Source organism: Lysobacter cavernae, assembly GCF_042648505.1.
Taxonomy (GTDB): Bacteria; Pseudomonadota; Gammaproteobacteria; order Xanthomonadales; family Xanthomonadaceae; genus Lysobacter_L; species Lysobacter_L cavernae.
In genome coordinates, this window is record NZ_JBHRXK010000004.1 from 217,273 (window position 1) to 237,707 (window position 20,435).

Annotated in this window: 19 protein-coding genes; 10 read left to right on the forward strand and 9 right to left on the reverse strand. The window is 66.0% G+C overall.

Annotated features, from left to right (window positions below; genetic code table 11):
- Positions 1 to 60 precede the first annotated feature (60 nt).
- From ACFOLC_RS10715 to ACFOLC_RS10730, 4 genes are read left to right on the forward strand one after another with little or no spacing between them, the layout of a single operon-like run.
- Entirely contained in the window at positions 61 to 540 is a 480-nt protein-coding gene (locus ACFOLC_RS10715; RefSeq protein ID WP_386759243.1) for a hypothetical protein, read from the forward strand.
- Between the two features lie 34 nt (positions 541 to 574).
- Positions 575 to 3,004, forward strand: a complete 2,430-nt coding sequence (locus ACFOLC_RS10720; RefSeq protein ID WP_386759244.1) for an acyltransferase family protein — start codon at positions 575 to 577, stop codon at positions 3,002 to 3,004.
- A gap of 26 nt (positions 3,005 to 3,030) precedes the next feature.
- Entirely contained in the window at positions 3,031 to 3,729 is a 699-nt protein-coding gene (locus tag ACFOLC_RS10725) for a class I SAM-dependent methyltransferase (RefSeq protein ID WP_386759245.1), read from the forward strand.
- Positions 3,633 to 4,436, forward strand: a complete 804-nt coding sequence (locus tag ACFOLC_RS10730; protein ID WP_386759246.1) for a DUF6270 domain-containing protein — start codon at positions 3,633 to 3,635, stop codon at positions 4,434 to 4,436. The genes ACFOLC_RS10725 and ACFOLC_RS10730 overlap by 97 nt, the downstream gene beginning before the upstream one ends.
- A 9-nt stretch (positions 4,437 to 4,445) precedes the next feature.
- On the opposite strand, the gene wecB is transcribed toward ACFOLC_RS10730, so the two are convergent.
- The 3 genes from wecB to ACFOLC_RS10745 all read right to left on the reverse strand — a co-directional run bounded on the left by wecB (position 4,446) and on the right by ACFOLC_RS10745 (position 7,379).
- Positions 4,446 to 5,588 (reverse strand): non-hydrolyzing UDP-N-acetylglucosamine 2-epimerase, encoded by a 1,143-nt coding sequence (wecB, locus tag ACFOLC_RS10735; RefSeq protein ID WP_386759247.1) that lies wholly within the window; start codon positions 5,586 to 5,588, stop codon positions 4,446 to 4,448.
- Complete coding sequence (locus ACFOLC_RS10740; protein ID WP_386759248.1) at positions 5,588 to 6,526, reverse strand: electron transfer flavoprotein subunit alpha/FixB family protein; 939 nt, start codon at positions 6,524 to 6,526, stop codon at positions 5,588 to 5,590. The genes wecB and ACFOLC_RS10740 overlap by 1 nt, the downstream gene beginning before the upstream one ends.
- Positions 6,527 to 6,632: 106 nt before the next feature.
- A complete protein-coding gene (locus ACFOLC_RS10745) occupies positions 6,633 to 7,379 on the reverse strand; it encodes an electron transfer flavoprotein subunit beta/FixA family protein (protein ID WP_386759249.1) in 747 nt (248 codons plus the stop codon).
- A gap of 241 nt (positions 7,380 to 7,620) precedes the next feature.
- On the opposite strand from ACFOLC_RS10745, the gene ACFOLC_RS10750 reads away from it, so the two are divergent.
- On the forward strand, positions 7,621 to 9,033 hold the full coding sequence (locus ACFOLC_RS10750; protein WP_386759250.1) for a mannose-1-phosphate guanylyltransferase/mannose-6-phosphate isomerase: 1,413 nt from the start codon (positions 7,621 to 7,623) through the stop codon (positions 9,031 to 9,033).
- A gap of 3 nt (positions 9,034 to 9,036) precedes the next feature.
- Here the strand turns inward: ACFOLC_RS10750 and ACFOLC_RS10755 are convergent, their stop codons facing one another.
- Positions 9,037 to 9,957, reverse strand: a complete 921-nt coding sequence (locus tag ACFOLC_RS10755) for an ATP-grasp domain-containing protein (RefSeq protein ID WP_386759251.1) — start codon at positions 9,955 to 9,957, stop codon at positions 9,037 to 9,039.
- A gap of 142 nt (positions 9,958 to 10,099) precedes the next feature.
- Here ACFOLC_RS10755 and ACFOLC_RS10760 point away from each other — a divergent pair, with 142 nt between their 5' ends.
- Genes ACFOLC_RS10760 through galE form a run of 3 tightly spaced genes read left to right on the forward strand, consistent with a single transcriptional unit; the run spans position 10,100 to position 12,523 of the window.
- Positions 10,100 to 10,855, forward strand: a complete 756-nt coding sequence (locus tag ACFOLC_RS10760) for a CoA transferase subunit A (RefSeq protein WP_386759252.1) — start codon at positions 10,100 to 10,102, stop codon at positions 10,853 to 10,855.
- A gap of 30 nt (positions 10,856 to 10,885) precedes the next feature.
- On the forward strand, positions 10,886 to 11,518 hold the full coding sequence (locus ACFOLC_RS10765; protein ID WP_386759253.1) for a CoA transferase subunit B: 633 nt from the start codon (positions 10,886 to 10,888) through the stop codon (positions 11,516 to 11,518).
- Positions 11,519 to 11,548: 30 nt separating this feature from the next.
- Positions 11,549 to 12,523, forward strand: coding sequence for a UDP-glucose 4-epimerase GalE (gene galE / locus ACFOLC_RS10770; RefSeq protein ID WP_386759254.1), 975 nt, complete (start codon positions 11,549 to 11,551; stop codon positions 12,521 to 12,523).
- Positions 12,524 to 12,610: 87 nt separating this feature from the next.
- On the opposite strand, the gene ACFOLC_RS10775 is transcribed toward galE, so the two are convergent.
- The gene (locus ACFOLC_RS10775) at positions 12,611 to 14,233 is read right to left on the reverse strand and encodes an electron transfer flavoprotein-ubiquinone oxidoreductase (protein ID WP_386759255.1); all 1,623 of its coding nucleotides are present in this window, start codon (positions 14,231 to 14,233) and stop codon (positions 12,611 to 12,613) included.
- Between the two features lie 90 nt (positions 14,234 to 14,323).
- Here ACFOLC_RS10775 and ACFOLC_RS10780 point away from each other — a divergent pair, with 90 nt between their 5' ends.
- On the forward strand, positions 14,324 to 14,914 hold the full coding sequence (locus ACFOLC_RS10780) for an alpha-ketoglutarate-dependent dioxygenase AlkB family protein (RefSeq protein ID WP_386759256.1): 591 nt from the start codon (positions 14,324 to 14,326) through the stop codon (positions 14,912 to 14,914).
- Between the two features lie 11 nt (positions 14,915 to 14,925).
- On the opposite strand, the gene ACFOLC_RS10785 is transcribed toward ACFOLC_RS10780, so the two are convergent.
- From ACFOLC_RS10785 to ACFOLC_RS10800, 4 genes are all read right to left on the reverse strand, one after another.
- Entirely contained in the window at positions 14,926 to 15,585 is a 660-nt protein-coding gene (locus ACFOLC_RS10785) for an ABC-type transport auxiliary lipoprotein family protein (protein ID WP_386759257.1), read from the reverse strand.
- Complete coding sequence (locus ACFOLC_RS10790) at positions 15,582 to 16,508, reverse strand: MlaD family protein (protein WP_386759258.1); 927 nt, start codon at positions 16,506 to 16,508, stop codon at positions 15,582 to 15,584. Before ACFOLC_RS10790 ends, ACFOLC_RS10785 begins: the two co-directional genes overlap by 4 nt.
- Before the next feature lie 119 nt (positions 16,509 to 16,627).
- A complete protein-coding gene (locus tag ACFOLC_RS10795) occupies positions 16,628 to 17,461 on the reverse strand; it encodes an ABC transporter ATP-binding protein (RefSeq protein WP_386759416.1) in 834 nt (277 codons plus the stop codon).
- 14 nt (positions 17,462 to 17,475) lie between these two features.
- Positions 17,476 to 18,594: an ABC transporter permease gene (locus ACFOLC_RS10800; RefSeq protein WP_386759259.1), complete on the reverse strand. Its 1,119-nt coding sequence runs from the start codon at positions 18,592 to 18,594 to the stop codon at positions 17,476 to 17,478.
- 559 nt (positions 18,595 to 19,153) lie between these two features.
- Here ACFOLC_RS10800 and ACFOLC_RS10805 point away from each other — a divergent pair.
- Entirely contained in the window at positions 19,154 to 20,404 is a 1,251-nt protein-coding gene (locus ACFOLC_RS10805; RefSeq protein ID WP_386759260.1) for a threonine/serine exporter family protein, read from the forward strand.
- Positions 20,405 to 20,435: the final 31 nt, after the last annotated feature.

Sequence of the window (20,435 nt, forward strand, 5' to 3'; positions counted from 1 at the left end):
AGGTGTCCGCCCTCCCGGGCTGTATACTGCCCGGCCCAGAATTTCGTTGGAGTTCCAAGGATGCGTCGTTTCATCGGTTTGGTCGCCGCCGCCCTGTTTCTCACCGCCTGCAACCAGCCTGCGCAGCAGGCCCCCGCCGATAGCACCGCCGCGGATGCCGCGGTGCCGGTCGATTCGCCGACGGTCCAGGCTGCGGCCCCGGCCGCATACAATCCCGACTTCCCGACGGGTTTCGTGCCCGCGTTCAAGTACTCGATCCGTTCGCGCTCGGTCGAAGACGCGGCCGGCGGCAAGCAGCGCAGGCTCGTCATCGAGTACAAGGACGGCGATGCGCCCGCCATCGACAAGCAGATCGAAGAGCTCCTGGCCGCCAAGGGTTACAAGCGCTACAAGACGTTCGAGCGCGGCGACGACCTCGTCGGCGACTACGGCAAAAGCGGCAAGCGCATCACCGTGACGACCACGCCCGCGAACGACAACCTGAAGATGAAGCTCGCTGCCGATTCGCTGGGTACGGTGTATTTCGTCTGGCAGGAATGACGGCCTGAAGGCCATGGGAATGTCCGGAGTGGCAGTGGCGGCGCCCGCGAACGCGGGCGTCGAGCAACGCGCGACCGTGGCCGCAATGCGGAGGGCGGAGACCGTTTACCGGCCCGACATCGATGGCCTGCGCGCCGTTGCCGTCCTCAGCGTCGTCATCTACCACCTCAACAAGGCATGGATGCCCGGTGGTTACGTTGGCGTCGACATCTTCTTCGTCATCTCCGGCTACCTGATCACCCGCAACATCTGGGGCGAGATGGAGGACAACCGGTTCTCCTTCGCCAACTTCTACCTGCGGCGCATCCGCCGCATCGCGCCTGCATTCCTGGTGATGACCGCGGTCACGCTGGCCGCGGGCGCACTGACGCTGCTGCCGGAAGACCTGCTCGCGCTGGGCAAGTCCGCGTTGTGGGGCGTGTTCTCGCTCTCGAACGTCTACTTCTGGCGTTACCTCGACACTGGTTACTTTGCGGACTCGGCCGACGAAGTGCCGCTGCTGCACACCTGGTCGCTGGGCGTGGAAGAGCAATTCTACTTTCTCTGGCCGAGCGTGCTGCTGCTCGCCTCGATGGCGCGAAGCCGGCGTGCCGCGGCGCTGTCCATCGCGGCGGCGATCTGCGTAGCCTCTTTCGCCATCGGCGAGATGACCAACCTCTCGGCGCAGAAGTTTGCGTACTACATGCTGCCCGCGCGCGCGGGCGAGTTGATGGTGGGTGCACTGCTTGCGTTATGGATGCGCAATCCCTGGAGCCACGCGGACGACGCGCGGCGCGCGGGCGCGGAAGTCCTCGCAGCTGCTGGCTTCGGGCTGATCGCCTGGTCGCTGTACGCGCTCGACGACAACTCGGCGTTCCCGGGGATCAACGCGATCTACCCCTGCCTCGGCGCGGCGCTGCTGATGCTGGCCGGTGGGATGGGGTCGCGCCTGGTAGGGTTCGTGCTGACACCGCGACCGATGGTGTTCGTCGGCCTGATCTCGTATTCGCTCTATCTCTGGCACTGGCCGATCCTCGCCTTCCTCCGCTACTTCCTCGGTGAAGTGGAGGGTTGGTGGATCGTCGGTGCCGTGGTCGCGATGTTCGCGCTGGCGTATGCGAGCTACCGCTGGGTCGAATTGCCCGCACGGCACTGGCGCGGCGGCCGGCTGAAACAGGCAATCGTGTTGTATGCGGCGCCAAGCGCCGTGTTGTGCGCGATGGCCGGGACGATCTGGTACAGCGGCGGCCTACGCGCGACGATCGAATCCGCGCCGGGCTATCGCGAAGGGCGCGCACGCCTGGCTGCGTATACCTCGCCGGCAAACGAGTCGGTGTCCTACAACTGTATCGTCAACGAAGTCGATGAGAAGATCCTCGACGATGCTCGCTGCCTGACCGGTGACTTGGAAGCCAACGAAGGTCGTCCCGACGTGCTGCTCTGGGGCGACTCGCTGGCTGCGGCCTACCTCGGTACGATGTCCGTATTCGCGAAGGAAGAACGCCTGCTCGTGCGCAATGCCACGCATTCGGCGTGTCCGCCGGTGTTCGGTGAGATTGAGTACGGTATGCCGCGCTTCCATGCGAGCTGCTCGAAGTTCCGTGCGAACATGCAGCCGCACATCCTGTCCGGCAGCTACCGTGTTGTCGTCATCAGTGGCGGCTGGGCGCAGTACGACAAGGACGCGCGCTTCCGCGAAGACTTCCGCGCGACAGTGGTCGCGATGACGTCTGCCGGCATCGACGTCGTGATCATTGGCCAGATGCCGTGGATGCAGAACTACAATCGCGAATGCGACTCGCGCGGCGTGCGTCTCGGCCTGTCGTCGTGCGAAGCGCGAATGTCCAATCGGGACACCGGTGGAGCTGACATCGAAGGCTGGCTTGAGGGTCTCGCGCAAGCCACTCCTCGTGTCACGTACCTCACGCCGCGCAACGTGATCTGCAGGTCGGGATTGTGTTCACCCTACCTCGATGGCCGTCCCGTCTACTACGACAAGTCGCACCTGAGCATGAGCGGTTCGTGGGCCGTCGGCCGTCACCTTCTCGTGGGGCCGGAGCGGACGGCCTGGTCCACTGCGGTGTCGCGTGGAAACCGGATGGGGGCGAATGACATGCGCGCGGTCACGACAGCTGAGCCGGTCGCGGAAGCATTCAGGCCACGCCTGTTACCTTTCGCTCTCGGTGGCTATTATCCAAGTTTCCCCTATCACGTACGTTCGCAACAGGGACTCGATTCCACGCGCGGTCCGGCGGCAGCCGTCCTCGAATACTGGGGCGTGAATGAGGGGGAGGTGCTCGCTTCGATCGAGCGCGATATGGGTAGCCTGGGCTTCACGCCCGTTGCCCGGCGCGCATCTGGCGGAGCGACCCGGCTGGATTTCGAAAAGCCCGGCGTCCCCCGCGTCTCCGTCAGCGTCGGACCGCTTGGTATGCTGCAGCCCCAGGCGCCGAAGGTGGCTGGGGTCGTTTACCTGCGATGGTGACCTGACACGCGGATACGGAGCGGTGCATGTGGGATGAACTACAGCCTTACCTGCCGAAAGACACCGCGGCGCAATACAGCGCAACGCAATACGCGACGAAGCTTGCGCCACTGCTACCTGCCGGGGCCCTCGTCATCGACCTGGGATGCGGCTCCGGTGTTTCGATAGACCTGTTCAAACGCGCCGCGCCGCATGCGAAGTGGATTGGCGTCGACATCGAGCATTCGCCGGAAGTCGACGCACGTTCGCGCGAGGACGCCGAGTTTCGCACCTACGACGGCGTGAACATTCCCGTCAAAGCGGACTCGATCGACATGATCTACAGTCGCCAGGTGTTCGAACATGTCCGCTATCCCGAGCAGGTGTTGGCCGACATCAAGCGTGCACTGAAACCGGGCGGTGTGTTCATTGGCTCGACGTCGCACCTGGAGCCGTACCACTCTTTCAGCTTCTGGAACTTCACCCCGTTCGGTTTCAAGCGCCTGGTGGATGCGTCGGGGCTGCGACTGGTCGAGATCCGCCCCGGTATCGACGGCGTCACCCTCATTACTCGCGCGTACCGCAACAACGACCCTGCGATGAATCGTTGGTTCGGGGAGGAATCGCCGATGAACCAGGAGATCGATGCGTGGGCGAAGGAGAACAACTACAGCGTCCAGCAGGCGGCATTCCGCAAACTCGCCTTTTGCGGGCAGTTCGTATTCTGGGTCAAGAAGCCGGAATGACGCAACGCGTTTTCATCTTCGGGAGTTGCGTCTCCCGGGATGCGCTGGAGCAAGTGCCAAGCGTGTTCGAATTGACCGGGTATCTCGCACGCACGTCGATGGCGAGCATCGGCATGCCGATGGTCGACGAGACGGAAGTGCGCGAGGTTGTGGCGGGGTTGGCGAGCCCGTTCCAGCGTCGCATGGCCACCAACGACCTCGACAAGGGCACGTTATCGGCGATCGTGTCGACGCCGCACGACGTGCTGCTCATCGACTTCATCGACGAGCGGTTTAACCTGCTGGCGACGGGCTCGTCGTTCTTCAGCCACTCGGGCGAACTGCAGCACGCAGGCATCGAGCCCGGCGAACGCGCCGTGATCGCGCCGGGCAGCGACGCTTTCATGTCGCTGTGGGTCGCCGGTTTCGAGCGATTCCTCGCCACGGTCGACGTTTCGACAGTAGTGCTCAATCGCGCGTACTGGGCCGAGCGATTCCAGGATGGATCCGATGCATCGAGCCTACGCTGGATCCGCGACAGCAACGCGATGCTGCAGCAGATCTACGACAAAGTGGATGCGCGCTGGTCGTTGCGCGCCATCGACTATCCCGAAGACATCGTCTTTGCCGACCCCCAGCACCGCTGGGGGAAGGCGCCGTACCACTACGCGCAGCCCTTCTACGAGCACACCGTCCATTCGCTGCAGGCATTGGCCCGCAGCGAATGACGTATACAGTCAGGCGCCTTTGTCGAACGCCTTGGCGATGAGATCAGCGATGCGGTGCGAGGCGAGGCCGTCGCCGTAGGGATTGTGGGCTTCCGACATCCGGGCATATTCGGCCTGGTCGTCCAGCAATTGTTCTACCGCGGCAACGATGCGCGCGTCGTCCGTGCCGACCAGACGCACGGTGCCGGCCTCGACTGCTTCCGGTCGTTCGGTCGTCTCGCGCATCACCAGCACCGGCTTACCGAGCGAAGGTGCTTCTTCCTGCACGCCGCCGGAGTCGGTGAGGATCAGGTGGGCCTGCTGCATGAGATAGACGAACGGCAGGTAGTCCTGCGGTTCGATCAGGTATACGTTGTCCAACTGCGACAGGTGGCGGCGCACCGGTTCCTGTACGTTCGGATTGAGGTGCACGGGGTAGACCACCTGCACATCCTCGCGGTGCGCGATGCGGGCCAACGCCTTGCAGATCCGTTCGAAGCCCGCGCCGAAGTTCTCGCGACGGTGACCGGTGACCAGCACGAGTTTCCGCGACGCGTCGAGGAATGGGAAGCGCTGGTGCATCGCCTCGCTTAGGGTTGCATCGTCCTTCAGACGCGCATCGACCTCCAGCAGCGCATCTATGACGGTGTTTCCGGTCACGTGGATGTGGTTGGCGGCGATGCCTTCCTGCAACAGATTAGTGCGTGAGCCACCGGTGGGGGCGAAGTGTATCGCGCACAGCGGCGCGGTCAGGCGCCGGTTCATTTCCTCGGGCCACGGCGCATGCATGTTGCCCGTGCGCAGGCCCGCTTCGACGTGCCCGATGGGGATGCGCGCGTAAAAGCCAGCAAGCGCCGCCGACAGTGTCGTGGATGTGTCGCCATGGACCAAGATCATCTGCGGTTGCAGTTTGTCAAATACCGGTGTCATGCCCTGCAGGATGCGCGCGGTGATGTCCGGTAGCGTCTGGCCAGGCTGCATGATGTCAAGGTCCGCATCCGGGTGGATCTCGAAGATCGCCAGGACTTGGTCGAGCATCTGGCGATGCTGCGCGGTTACTACTACCTGCGCCTGAAGTTCCGGATGTGCCTGGATCGCGTGCACGACGGGGGCCATTTTAATGGCTTCGGGGCGCGTCCCGAAGACCACCATGATCTTCTTCTTCGCAGGCATCAAAGCGCGGCCTGCAGTTCCGGCAGCAGTTGGAACAGATCCCCTGCCAGCCCGATATCGGCAATCTCGAAGATCGGCGCGTCGCCGTCCTTGTTGATCGCCACGATCGTGCCTGCGTCCTTGATGCCGGTCAGGTGCTGAATCGCGCCGGAGATGCCGACTGCGATGTACAGCTCAGGCGCGATGATCTTGCCGGTCTGGCCGACCTGCAGCTCGTTGGGTACATAGCCGGCGTCGACTGCAGCGCGCGATGCGCCGACCGCGGCGCCGAGTTTGTCGGCGAGGTCGTAGATGATCTTGAAGTTCTCGGCCGAGCCTACGCCGCGCCCGCCGGACACCACACGGCGGGCCGACTGCAGGTCGGGGCGGTCGGACTTGCCGGCGGCCAGGCCGACGTAACGGGTGTGCGACGGCAGGGTGGCTTCGACCGATACGGCCTCGACAGCAGCGCTGCCGCCCTTGGCCGCTTCCGGCCAGGAGGCGGTGCGCACGGTCGCGACCACGGCGTGGTCGGCCGGGGCCTCGACGGTGATGATCGCATTGCCGGCGTAGATCGGGCGCTTGAAGGTGTGGGAGCCTTCCACCGCCATCACGTCCGACACCTGGGCCACGCCAAGCAGGGCGGCCACGCACGGCATCAGGTCCTTGCCGAAGGTGGTGCTGGGGCCGAATACGTGGCTGTAGCCGGCGGCGGCCTTGGCCACCTGCGGTGCCAGCACCTGGGCGATGGCATGGGCGTTGGCGGCATTGGCGACGGTCAGTACCTTGCCGACGCCAGCGATCTGCGCGGCCTGCGCGGCGACGACGACGGGGTCGGCCGCCAGCACGACGATGTCGATGGACTCGGGCTTGAGCACCTGCGCGGCGGACACGCACTTGGCGGTGGAGGCGTTGAGCTTGCCGTCCAGATGTTCGGCGACGATGAGGACTTTGGACATGTCTAGTTCCCTTGTTCCGTCGTTCCCGCGTAGCCGGGAACCCAGTGTCTTTGGTTTGGATGGCGACAAAGTCGCTGGATTCCCGCCTTCGCGGGAATGACGAGCGTCAAAGCAGGCCTTTCTGCTTGAGTGCGGCAACCAGTTCAGCCGCGTCCTTGACCATCACGCCGCGGCTGCGCTTGGCCGGCGCGGCGTAGTGGGTGGTCTTGAGGGTGTCGCCGGTGTCGACGCCGAGATCGGCGAAATTGATCGACTCCAGCGGCTTGCTCTTGGCCTTCATGATGTCGGGCAGCTTGATGAAGCGTGGCTCGTTCAGGCGCAGGTCGGTGGTGACCACGGCCGGCAGATCGACTTCCAGCGTTTCCAGGCCGGCGTCGACTTCGCGGGTGACGGTGGCCTTTCCGTCGGCGACCTCAAGTTTCGAGGCGAAAGTAGCCTGCGGGCGGCCCCACAGCGTGGCCAGCATCTGCCCGGTCTGGTTGGCGTCGTCGTCGATGGCCTGCTTGCCCAGGATCACCAGGTCCGGCTGCTCCTTCTCGATCAGCTTGAGCAGGGTGCGGGCGGCTGTCAGTGGCTGGATCGGGGCGTCGCTGACCACGTGGATGGCGCGGTTGGCGCCCATGGCCAGGCCGTTTCGCAGGTGCGCCTGGGCGTCGGCGGGGGCGATCGTGGCGACCACGACCTCGGTGGCGATGCCCTTGTCGCGCAGGCGCAGGGCTTCTTCCAGGGCGATTTCGTCGAACGGGTTGGGCGACAGCTTGACGCCGTCGGTGACCACGCCGGAGCCGTCCGGCTTGACCTGGATGCGGACATTGAAGTCCACCACGCGCTTGTAACCGACGAGGATCTTCATCGTTCGGGGGTCCTGTGGAGTTGCGCGGCCGATTGGGCCGAGAGCCGCCAATTCTAGCCGAGAGCCGCCCCCTACGCAGGCGCACGGTGCCGACGTCCGTACCTGACCCGGTCTGTCGTCGGTTGGTCGCCGATTACGTTTTGCAGGTATATGGGCAAGTATGGGCAAGGAAAATGGGAGCCGAGGAGATTCGAAGCCCGATCCGGTACCCTTCAGGCCGCTCTATCCATGCGGAGTCGAAATGCTTCATCCGGTCATTCTCAGCGGCGGCAGCGGGACCCGGCTGTGGCCGTTGTCGCGGCAGAACCAGCCCAAGCAGTTCCTTGCCCTGATCGGCGATCACTCGCTGTACCAGGAGACCGTCCTGCGGGCCAGCAAGCTTCCTGGCGCGCAGGCGCCGGTGACCGTGTGCAGCGAGGACCATCGCTTCATGGTCGGCGAGCAACTGCAGGGCATCGGCGTCGCCAGCGGCGGCATCCTGCTGGAGCCGGTCGCGCGCAGTACTGCGCCGGCGATCGCCCTGGCTGCCTTGCATGTGCTGGCGCGCGATCCTGCGGCGACCTTGCTGGTGATGCCGGCCGATCACCTGATCGAGGACGAGGTCGCCTTCCGCAGTGCAGTCGAGGCCGCCACCAGCCTGGCCGAACAGGATTGGCTGGTCACCTTCGGCATCACGCCTGAGTACGCCGAAACCGGCTACGGCTACATCCTGCGTGGCGAGTCACTGGGCGATGGCGGCTACCGGGTGCAGCGCTTCGTCGAAAAGCCGGACCTGGCTACGGCCGAGGGGTATCTGGTCGAAGGCACCTACGCCTGGAACTCGGGCATGTTCCTGTTCCGCGCGCAGCGTTATCTCGATGAGCTGGCGCGCCATGCACCGACGGTTCTGGAGGCGGCACAGGCCGCCATGGCGGCTTCCACGTCCGATCTGGATTTCATCCGCGTCGGTCACGATGCACTTGCCGCCAGCCCCAGCGATTCGATCGATTACGCGGTCATGGAGAAAACCGACCGCGCCGCCGTGGTTCCGGTCCGCTGCGGCTGGAGCGACATCGGCTCGTGGTCGTCGCTGTGGTCGGTGGCGCAGCGCGACGACGACGGCAATCGCTACGAAGGCGACGTGATCGCGGTCGACACGCGCGACAGCCTGGTACGTGCCTCGGAGCGGCGGATGATCGCCACCATCGGGGTCGAGGATCTGGTCATCGTCGACACCGCCGACGCCACGCTGGTCGCGCGCAAGGACCGGGTGCAGGACGTCAAGGCCGTGGTCGATCGCCTCAAGGCCGCCGGTCGCCAGGAGCATTTGTTCCACCGCAAGGTCTACCGCCCCTGGGGCAGTTACGATTCGATTGGCGTGGGTGCGCGGTTCCAGGTGAAGCGGATTGTGGTCAAGCCGGGTGCCGCGTTGAGCCTGCAGAAGCATGCTCATCGCGCCGAGCACTGGGTGGTCGTGTCGGGAGTAGCCGAGGTCACCTGCGACGACAAGGTGTTCGACCTGCACGAGAACCAGAGCACCTACATCCCGCTTGGCAGCGTGCATCGCCTGCGCAACCGCGGCAGCGAGCCGGTCGAGCTGATCGAGGTGCAGTCGGGCCATTACCTGGGCGAGGACGACATCGTCCGGCTCGAGGACGTGTACGGACGTTCCTGAGGCCTAACCGGTGCGGGCGCTTGCTCCCAGCGTCCGCATCAGCAGCGTGGCGAAACGGTCCGCGCTGCTGGCGGCGTGTTCGAAGAACAGCGACGGCTCGCACAACTCCAGTTCGAGCAGCTGCGGCCTGCCGTCGTGGGCGCGGATCAGGTCGACGCGTGCATAGTTCAGCGGTGCGTCGAGACCCAGTGCCTGTGCAGCCACGGCAAGCACGCGTTCGGCGAGGGCGACCTCGTCATTGCCCGGCGTGCGCGGCACGATGGTTTCTGCGGTCAACAGGTGCGGGGTGGGGCCCTCGTCGCGCTGTAACAAGGCGCCTTTGCGGATGGCGTGGCTGAAGCGGCCGCCGAAATACATCAGCGCCGTTTCGCCATCGCGGTCGACCGATGCCAGGTACGGTTGCAGCAGCGCGCTGCGTCCGGCCTCGAGCAGGCGCCTGAGGTGATTGGTGGCGCCGAATTCCTGTCCGCGGGCGTAACGCTGGGTGTCGGAAGAGCCGGCGCCGACCGCCGGCTTGACCACGAACTCCCCGGCATCGGCGTACTCGGCGAGAAAGGCCCGCAAGGTCGGCAACGGCTCCTCGTCCGGTTCGACAAAGCGCGTCGGAACAATGGGAATGCCGGCTGCTGCCAGATCGGCGAGGTAATGCTTGTCGGTATTCCATGCAATCACGTGCAGTGGATTGATCAATCGCGTCTGCGCCGAAATGCGCTCGCACCAATCAAGAAACTCGGGCAGGCGGGTGGTGTAGTCCCAGGTCGAGCGCAGCAGCACCGCGTCGAATCGTCCCCATGCCACGGTCGGGTCGTCCCAGGCGCGCGCCTGAGCGTGAATGCCGGCGCGCGCGCAGGCATCGAGCAGGGGGATGAGATCGTCGTCGAGTCCAGCGGCGACAATCGCGGTGGCAAGGGCAAGACTGGGCATGGGCGCAGTCTAGACGCAGCCGCGGTGTCTGGGTCGCGCAGGGCATGCCCGAAGGTACGGTGGCCGTGCCGGGCCGGCACGGTAAACTGCAGGGGTTTCGCAGTCCCGAATCCCGCAGCTCTCTCCCGATACGGAGTCTTCCATGGCCCAGGCCATTGCCGCGACGCCAGCCGGCGCGACCCATAAGAACAAGGCGCCCAAGAACAAGGTGTTCCCCAGCGCACGCGAGGCGCTCGCCGGAGTCGTCGCCGACGGACAGACGCTCGCCGTCGGCGGCTTCGGCCTGTGTGGCATCCCGGAAGCACTGATCGCGGCCTTGCGCGATTCCGGGGTCAAGGACCTGACCGCGATCTCCAACAACGCCGGCGTCGACGGTTTCGGCCTCGGCCTGCTGCTGGAGACTCGGCAGATCAGGAAGATGATTTCGTCGTATGTCGGCGAGAACAAGGAGTTCGAGCGCCAGTTCCTGTCGGGCGAGCTCGAACTCGAGTTCAACCCGCAAGGCACGTTGGCCGAGCGCCTGCGCGCCGGTGGCGCCGGCATCCCGGCGTTCTTCACCCGCACCGGCTACGGCACGGTCGTGGCCGAAGGCAAGGAGACGCGCGAGTTCGATGGCCACCATTACGTGATGGAAACCGCGCTCAAGGCCGACGTGTCACTGGTCAAGGCGTGGAAGGCGGACCGGGCCGGCAACCTGGTGTTCCGCAAGACCGCGCGCAACTTCAATCCGGCCTGCGCGATGGCCGGCAATGTCTGCATTGTCGAAGCCGAGCAGATCGTCGAGATCGGCGCGATCGATCCCGATCATGTGCATCTTCCGGGCATCTATGTCGATCGCATCGTGCTCAATGCGACCCCCGAAAAGCGCATCGAACAACGCACCGTGCGCGCCGCGTAAGCGCCGCCGAACCCTTCAAGGAACCACGACATGCCCTGGACCCGCGACCAGATGGCGCAACGCGCCGCGCAGGAACTCACCGACGGCGCCTACGTCAATCTCGGCATTGGCCTACCGACGCTGGTGGCCAACTTCATTCCCGAGGGCATGGACGTGTGGCTGCAGAGCGAGAACGGTCTGCTCGGTATCGGCCCGTTCCCGCTTGATGCCGAGGTCGACGCCGACCTGATCAACGCCGGCAAACAGACCGTGACGGCGCGGGCGGGCGCCAGCTATTTCGGCAGCCACGATTCCTTCGCGATGATCCGCGGCGGCCACATCGACCTGGCGATCCTGGGTGCGATGCAGGTGACCGACAAGGGCGATCTGGCCAACTGGATGGTGCCCGGCAAGATGGTCAAAGGCATGGGCGGGGCGATGGACCTGGTTGCCGGCGTCAAGCGCGTCGTCGTGCTGATGGAGCACACCGCCAAGGGCGGTGAGCACAAGATACTGTCCGAATGCACGCTGCCACTGACTGGTGTGGGGGTGGTCAACCGCATCATCACCGAGCTGGCGGTGCTGGATGTCACACCGCAGGGCCTGCGCTTGATCGAGCTGGCGCCGGAGGTCAGCGAGAACGACCTCAGGGAAAAGACCGGCGTGACTCTGGTCGAGGTCTGATCGGCCTCGGGACAGCGAAGGACTCCTTAAGTGAAGATCCTGGTTTGCGGCGGCGCGGGCTATATCGGCTCGCACATGGTGCGCACGCTTGTCGCGAACGGTCACGAGGCCGTGATCTTCGACAACTTGTCGACCGGACACCCGGAGTCCATTCCCGGCCTGCCGTTGGTGCAGGGCGATTTGCTTGATTCACGCGCGCTGCTGCAGGCCTTTGAGCATCATTCCGTCGATGCGGTGATGCATTTCTGCGCGCGTTCGCTGGTGAGCGAGTCGATGAGCGAGCCCAATGCCTATTACCAGAACAATGTCGCAGGCACCTTGAACCTGCTCGACGCGATGCGCCGTGCCGGTGTCGACAAACTGGTGTTTTCCTCGACGGCGGCGATCTTCGGGCAGCCGCAGTCCGATGTGATCGATGAAACCCATCCGACGGTGCCGATCAATCCGTACGGGGCGAGCAAGCTGATGGTCGAACGGATGCTGGCCGATGCGGCATCGGCTTACGGCTTGCGTTCGGTGACCCTACGCTATTTCAACGCTGCTGGTGCAGACCCGGATGGCGACATCGGCGAATCCCACCAGCCGGAAACGCATCTGATTCCGAACGTGCTGCGTTCCGTGCTCGGCAGGGGCGATGGGTTGAAGGTGTTCGGAACGGATTACCCCACGGCCGACGGCACCTGTGTCCGCGACTATATCCACGTCAATGACCTGACTTCGGCCCATTTGTGTGCGCTGCAGTTCATGCGCGCGCACACCGGAGCGCACGCCTTCAATCTGGGCAATGGCTGCGGATTCTCCGTGCTCGAGGTGATCGAATCCGCGCAGCGCGTGACCGGCGCGCGCATCGAGTTCGAGCGGGCGCCGCGCCGCGCCGGTGATCCGGCGGTACTGGTGGCCTCGAGCGCCAAGGCGCGGGAGCAGCTGGGCTGGGAGCCCGTCTATACCGGCATGGACGAGATCATCGCCACGGCCTGGCGGTGGCATCGGGATCAGCGCTACTAGCGGTCAGGCTTCGGTCTTGCCTGGACGATGCCGGGCAATCACGGTCACGGCCACCGATGGCGCGGGCCGCACTCCAGCGCCTTGACGTTACAGGTTCTGGTAATTCGGCCCCGAACCACCTTCCGGCGTCACCCAGTCGATGATCTCGTAGGGGTCCTTGATGTCGCAGGTCTTGCAGTGCACGCAGTTGGCGGCGTTGATCTGCAGGCGCTTGCCCGCTTCGTCGGTGACGATCTCGTACACCGCGGCGGGACAGAAACGGGTGCAGGGGTTGTCGTACTCCTCGACGCAGCGGGTCACGCAGATCGAGGTGTCGCGTACTTTCAGGTGCACCGGCTGGTCTTCGTCGTGTTCGGTCGCTGCGAAGTAGACGCTGGCGAGGCGGTCACGCGGGGCGAGGGTGCGATCGACGTAATCGCGCTTGGGCTGCTCGTGCGTGCCGAGCTTGTCCAGCGACGACCAGTCCGGTTTGTTCTTCAGCGTCCATGGCGAGCGGCCGCCAGTGATGGTTTCCCAAGCCGCATTGAGCATGCCGAACCACAGGCCGCGCTTGAAGCCGGGCTTGATGTTGCGGACCTTCTTCAGCTCGGCCATCGCCGCGGAGGCGCGCAGCTTGGCGTCGAAGCCAACGGGCGACAGCTGCGATTGCACCAGGTGCTCGGCGGCGAGCATGCCGCTGCGGATCGCCTGGTGGGTGCCTTTCACCTTGGGTACGTTCAACAGGCCGGCGGTGTCGCCGATCAGCAGCGCGCCGGGCATCTCGACCCTGGGCAGTGACTGCCAGCCGCCGGTGACGATCGCGCGCGCGCCGCCCGAGACGATGCTGCCGCCTTCGAGCAGCGGCTTGATCATCGGGTGGTTCTTCCATTGCTGGAAGGCTTCCCACGGCTTGTATTCCGGGTCCTGGTAGTCGAGCCCGCTGACATAACCGAGCGCGATCCGGCCCTTGTCCAGGTGATACAGGAAGCTGCCGCCGTAGGTTTTGCTGTCGGCCGGCCAGCCGAAGCTGTGCACGATCTTGCCCGGCGAGACACGGTCTTCGGGCACCTGCCAAAGCTCCTTGATGCCGATCGAATACCCCTGCGGGTCGCTGTCGGCATCGAGCTGGAACTGCTTGATTAGCCGCTTGGTGAGGTGGCCGCGCGCGCCTTCGGCGAGCACGGTGACCTTGGCGTGGATGTCGATGCCGGCGGTGTAGCCGGGCTTGTGCGATCCGTCCTTGGCCACGCCCATGTCGCCGATGCGCACGCCGATCACGGCACCGTCGGTATCGTGCAGCGTCTCGGCGGCGGCGAAGCCGGGGTAGATCTCCACGCCCAGTGCTTCGGCCTGCGGCGCCAGCCACGCGCACATCGCGCCGAGGCTGACGATGACGTTGCCGCGGTTGTGCATGCCCGGCGGCACCGGCAGCTTGCGGCCGCCGGTCTTGCTGAGCAGCCAGAACTCGTCGTCGGTGGCCGGCACGCAGATCGGCGGCGGGTTGTCGCGCCAGTTCGGCAGCAGCGCGTCGAGTGGGCCGGTCTCGATCACCGCGCCGGAAAGGATCTGCGCGCCGATCGTGCTCGCCTTCTCGATCACACACACCGAGATGGCCGGGTCGAGTTGCTTGAGGCGGATCGCGAACGCCAGGCCGGCCGGGCCAGCACCCACCGTGACGACGTCGTACTCCATCACGTCGCGTTCGATGGCGGTGTTGTCGGGTTGGCTCATGCTGGCGGCTCCACGGCGGGCGGCTGACTACAACCGTGAATTGTCGCGGGTTGCGGCAGGGGCGGCAAATCGCCGTGCTAGCGTGGGCGTATGGCCCTGATTCCGCTGCCGCTGGACGATGCCGCGCTGGCCTTCGACCCGCATTGGCTGGCGCCGGACGAGGCCGACGCGCTGCGGCAGGCATTGCACGTGCGGATCGCCTGGGAGGTGCATAGCATCCGCTTGTTCGGACGTGAGGTCGCTTCGCCGCGGCTGAGCTGCTGGATCGGCGATCCGGGCACGGCCTACCGCTATTCCGGCGTCGTGTTCGAGCCGCGCCCCTGGCCGGCGGCCCTGCAGCCCGTGCGCGAGCGGCTGGCGCAGGCGTTGGGTGGCGACTTCAACAGCGTGCTGGCCAACCGCTACCGTGACGGCCGCGATGCGATGGGCTGGCACAGCGACGACGAGCCCGAACTGGGGCCGGCACCGGTGATCGCCTCGTTGAGTCTGGGTGCCACACGACGTTTCGCGCTCAAGCACCGTCAGCGGCCCGAGCAGCGCCTGACGCTGGACCTGCCCAACGGCAGCCTGCTGGTGATGTCCGGGCCGACCCAGCGCTGCTACCGTCACGCCCTGCCGCGTACCGCGCGGCCGGTGGGCGAGCGCCTCAACCTCACGTTCCGGCGCCTGCAGCCGCGCTGATCCGGGTTGGTTCAGCGCCGGTGCGTGGCCTCGTGGGCGTTGCCGCTGGCCAGCGTCCAGCCGGTGATGTCGTGGCTCATCGTGCCCAGGGCCTGCTCGAAGGCCACCACCACGTCCGGCACGGCGCTGCTGCGCGGCGGCTGCTTCTGCTCGAAGGTGCGTGTCGCGACGATCTGCTGGTCCTGGTTGTGCAGCAGTTTGGCGACGACCTCGATCGTGGCGACCGGCGCGGCGGTGCCGGCGTAGTCGGATTCAAAGCGGCGGATTTCCATCACCAGCTTGTACTGCGCGCCGACGCCGGTGCCCTGGCGCGCCACGGCCGGGATGCGCCCGGAATCCTCGAGTGCACGCAGCACCGTGTCTTCCAGCATGCCGCTGGGCAGGCGCGACCAGCGGGCGCCCTTGTAGGCCTGGATCTCGTTCGGCACCGGCCGCACCGCGATGCGCAGGCTGTCGATGGTGCGCGAGGCTTCCGGCGAGGTGAGCGCCAACTGCCATTGCGCCGATGGCCATGTCGGGTCCGCCGGCACGCGCGGGTCGAGGATGTAAGTGGTGCTGCGATCGCTGGGCTTGTCGCTGAGGATCGAGCAGCCGGCCAGGGCCAGCAGCGCGAGTGCGGTACCGAGCGTACGCCGCCATGGCCGGGAGCAGGACATCTGACGCGTCGTCATTGCGGTTCGAACTCCTTGGGGGCGTCGCGGCCGAGCAGGAACCGGGTCGGGCTGCCTTCGAGGCGATCGCTCAGCCGGCGCAGGTCGCGCACCAGCGAACGCAGCTCGCCCAGCGTCGGGCCCAGCTGCGACAGCCCGTCGTGGGCGAAGCTGCGGATGGCGGTGCGGTTGTCGTCGAGGATGCCGTTGGCGTTGTTGGCTGCTGAATCCAGCCGCGTCAGCGTGCTGTCGAGTTTGGCGATCAGCCCCGGCAGCTTGGCAACCAGCTCGCGGTCGACGTTCTCCACCGCGCGGTTGGTGGTGTCGAGCGTGGTCGTAAGCTGCTCGCTCGACTTGCGCGCATTGACGATCAGGGCGCGCAGGTCCTCGCGCTGGTCGGCAATCGAGCCGGTCATCGCCTCGATGTTGGCCAGGGTGTTGGACACCCGCTTGACGTTCTCGTCGCTGAGCACCTGGTCCAGGCGCGCCACCAGGCGGTTGGCGGTGTCGGCGATGTTCTGCAGCGCCGAGGCCTCGGTCTGGATCACCGGCACTTCGCGCCGGTCGACATTGGCCAGCGGCGGGCTGCCGGGGTTGCCACCGGTGAGCTGGATGAAGGGACTGCCGGTGATGCCCTGGATCGACAGCTTGGCACGGGTGTCGGTCTTGATCGGCGCGTCGGATTGCAGGCGCAGCAGCGCGATCACCCGGCGCGGGTCGTCCGGGGCCAGGCGCAGGGTCTGCACGGTGCCGACCGAGATGCCGTTGTACTGCACCGAGCCGCCTTCGCTGAGGCCGGTCACCGGCTCGTTGAAGATCACCGCGTAGTTGCGCCAGTCCTTCTCCGACGTGTACTTGGCCGCCCACAGCGCGAACAGCAGCAGGAACAGCGTCACCAGGATGGTGAACGCACCGATGAGGACGTAATTGGCCTTGGTTTCCATGGCTAGGGCCGGGAATGGGGAGTCGGGAATCGGGAGTCGCGGTTCATTGGCGGATCACTCCTGTCGGCAAGCCGACTGCATGGTGGCGCAGGCATCGAGCCGGAATAGGGTTCGCGGTTTCATCGATTTCCGATTTCCGAATCCCGATTCCCGGACTGCTGCGCGGCGCGCGCGCGCGGACCGTGGAAATATTCCTGTACCCAGGGGTGGTCGAAGCGCTCGACCTCGGGCAGAGGCGCGCAGACGATCACCTTGCGGTCCGCCAGCACCGCAACGCGGTCACAGATAGCGTATAGCGTGTCGAGGTCGTGTGTGATCAGGAACACGGTCAGGCCCAGGGCCTGCTGCAAAGTGCGGATCAACCGGTCGAATGCGGCCGCGCCGATCGGGTCGAGGCCGGCGGTGGGTTCGTCGAGGAACAGCAGCGGCGGGTCCAGCGCCAGCGCACGCGCCAGGCCGGCGCGTTTGCGCATGCCGCCGGACAGCTGCGACGGCAGCTTGTTGAGTGCGTCGGCGGGCAGGCCGGCGAGCTTGACCTTCAGCAGCGCCAGCTCGTAGCGCAGCGAGTCGGCCAGGTCGCTGTGGTACTCCTTGAGCGGCACCTGCACGTTCTCGCCCACGGTCAATGACGAGAACAGCGCGCCGTCCTGGAACAGCACGCCGGTGTTGCGTTCGATCGCGCGGCGCTGCCCGGCGTCGTCGCTGCGCGCGTCGATGCCGAGCACCTCGATCTCGCCTTCGTCCGGCCGGCGCAGCCCGATGATCGAACGCATCAGCACCGACTTGCCGGTGCCCGAGCCGCCGACCACGCCGAGGATCTCGCCCGGCCGCACGTCCAGGTCGACACCGTCGTGCACGACCTGCTCGCCGAAGCGGTTGACCAGGCCGCGCACCCGAATGATCGGCGTGCCGAGCGAGGTGGCATCGGTGCTGGTGTCGTGCGGATCGTGCAGGGTGGGAGACGTGTTCAGAACCCCATCTCCATGAACCAGATCGCGAAGAACGCATCGAGCACGATCACCAGCGAGATCGCCTGCACCACGCTGGAGGTGGTGCGCTCGCCGACCGATTGCGCGGTGCCTTGGACCTGCAGACCCTCGAGGCAGCCGATCAGGCTGATCAACAACGCGAACACCGGCGCCTTGGCCATGCCGACCAGGAAATGGCGCAGCTCCATGGTCTCGTGCATCCGCGCCAGGTACTGCGGCGGCGGGATGTCGAGGCTGTAGGCGCCGACGGTGAGACCGCCAATCAGACCGAAGATCATGCCGATGAAGGTCAGCAGCGGCAGCATCACCAGCAGCGCCAGCATGCGCGGGATCACCAGCAGGTCGATCGGGTCCATGCCGAGGGTGCGGATCGCATCGACCTCCTCGCGACTGACCATCGCGCCGATCTGCGCGGTGAAAGCGCTGGCGGTGCGCCCGGCCAGCACGATCGCGGTCAGCAGCACCGCGAACTCGCGCAGGAACGAGATGCTGACCAGCTCGACCACGAAGATCACCGCGCCGAAATCGCGCAGCACGGTCGCGCCGAGGAAGGCCACCACCGCGCCGACCAGGTAGCACAGCAGCGCGATCAACGGCACCGCGTCCAGGCCGACCTGCTCCATGTGGTGCACGGTCGCGGTCGGGCGGAACCGGCCCGGCTCCTTGAACATGCGCAGCAGCTTGACCAGCGTTTCGCCGAAGAACGCCAGCAGCGCCAGGAACTCTTTCCAGTTGTCGGTGACCGCATGGCCGAGGCGCGCCAGCGCTGCGCCGACGCCGTACTCGCGCTTCTTCTTCGGGCGATCGTCGGCGACGTCTTCGATCGCACTGACCAGGGCGCGGTGGTTGTCGTGGAAAGTGAAGGTGTTGAAGTCGAGGTCGCGGCGGCGGGCGAAGCGCATCAGCTGCAGCACGCCGACCGAGTCCAGTCGTTCGACCGTCGTCGCGTCGATGGTGCCGACCTCGCGTGGCGCCGCGGTGAGGGCTTCGCCGATCTGGGTGGCGTATTCGAGGGTCCAGCGCCCGGACAGACGCAGCCGCGAAGGCGCGGGGCCATCGGTGGCGATCTGCGGCGTGTGCGCGTTCGATACGGTCATAAGGCCTCGAACGCGAGGATACAGGGTGAGCCGATGTGCTTGCGAGCCACTGGCTCGCGCATCGGCGAACGCCCGGCCATGGATGGCCGGGCTGGGGTATCCGAAGCCGGAAGTGTGTCGCCATGGATGACATCGAGTTCACCCAACGAAGCGAGTGCGCTTGCGATCCGCTGGCTCGCGCGTCGACGAACGCCTGGCCATGGCTGAACGCCCCGCGCGCTGCGCAGGGTAGGCAAGCCAGGCCGGGGTGTCCGAAGCCGGAAGTGTGCCGCCATGGATGGCATCGGCGCGCGTAACGATGCCGATGCGCTTGCGCACCGCTGGCTCGCGCATTGGCGAAACGCAAAGCTAAGGAACGTCTGACAATTGTCGTCATCCCCGCGAAAGCGGGGATCCAGCGACTTCATCTGTTGAGCTCAAAGACACTGGGTTCCCGCCTTCGCGGGAATGACGGACAAAAGCAGAGTTGTTCAGACCTTGCCGAAGACCATGGTGCACCGGTCGCGAATCCCGATCGCCCCGCTGCCACCGGCCGCGAGCGCATGCGATGCTATCGCGGATGTCGACCCCCATGCCCCTGAGCGCCGCCAGTTACGCCGCACGCATCGGCTTCGTGATCGAGCTGGCCGAGCGCCTGCACGCCTACGGCACCACCGCGCAGCGGCTGGAAGGCGCGATCAGTGCGGTCGCGCAGAAGCTGCGTCTGGAGTGCGAGCCGTGGTCGAACCCGACCGGCATGATCCTGACCTTCAGCGACCCGCAACGCGCGCCCGGCGAGAGCGACACCACCCGCGTCATCCGCCTGCCGCCGGGCGAGAACGACCTGTACCGCCTGGCCGAGACCGACCGCATCGCCGAGGAGGTGATGGCCGGCCATCTGGGTCTGGCCGAGGCACACGCGGCGATGAGCGCGCTCGACCGTCCGCCGAGCGCGCGTTACCGCGCGATGCAGGTGCTCGGCTATGGCCTGGCCGCGACCGCGATCGCCGGCGTGCTGCGCCTGCCGTGGCTGGACATCGGCGTGGCCGGCATCAACGGCCTGCTGATCGGTTTGTTCGTGCACCTGTCCGAGTCGCGGCCGCGCTTCAAGGAAGCACTGGAGGCGGTGACGGCGATGTTCGCCGCCGGCGTGACGATCCTGGTCGCCGACTACGTCGCGCCGCTCAACCAGAACACGGTGATCATCGCCTCGCTGATCGTGCTGCTGCCGGGCATGGCGTTGACCAACGCGGTCAACGAGCTCACCAGCCAGCACCTGGTCTCGGGCACCGCGCGTTTCGCCGGTGCGGTGACCACCGTGCTCAAGCTCGCGGTCGGCACGGTGATCGCGTTGTACCTGGCCGATCTGCTCGGCCTGCAGCCGCAGGTACGCGCCTCGCGGCCACAGTCGGAGTGGGTGGAATGGGCCGCGCTGATGGTGGCGGCGTTCGCGTTCGCCGTGCTGTTCCGCGCGCAGCGCCGCGATTACCCGAAGGTGATGGCGGCGGCGGCGGGCGGTTACCTGATCTCGCGTTTCGGCGGGCAGACCTTCGGCAGTCCGGCCGGTATTTTCCTGGCCGCACTGGTATTGACCGCGGCCGGTAACGCCTATGCGCGCTGGTGGCACCGCCCGGGCGCGATCATCCGCGTGCCCGGCATCATCATGCTGGTGCCCGGCAGTGCCAGCCTGCGTGGCCTGCTCACGTTGATCCAGCAGCAGGACGTCGATGCCGGGCAGGTGGCGTTGCTGGCGGTGCTGAATATCCTGCTGGCGCTGATCGCCGGCCTGCTGTTCGGTAACCTGTTATTGCCGGCCAGGCGTAATCTGTAGTCCAGACAAAAACGCCGGCACAGGGCCGGCG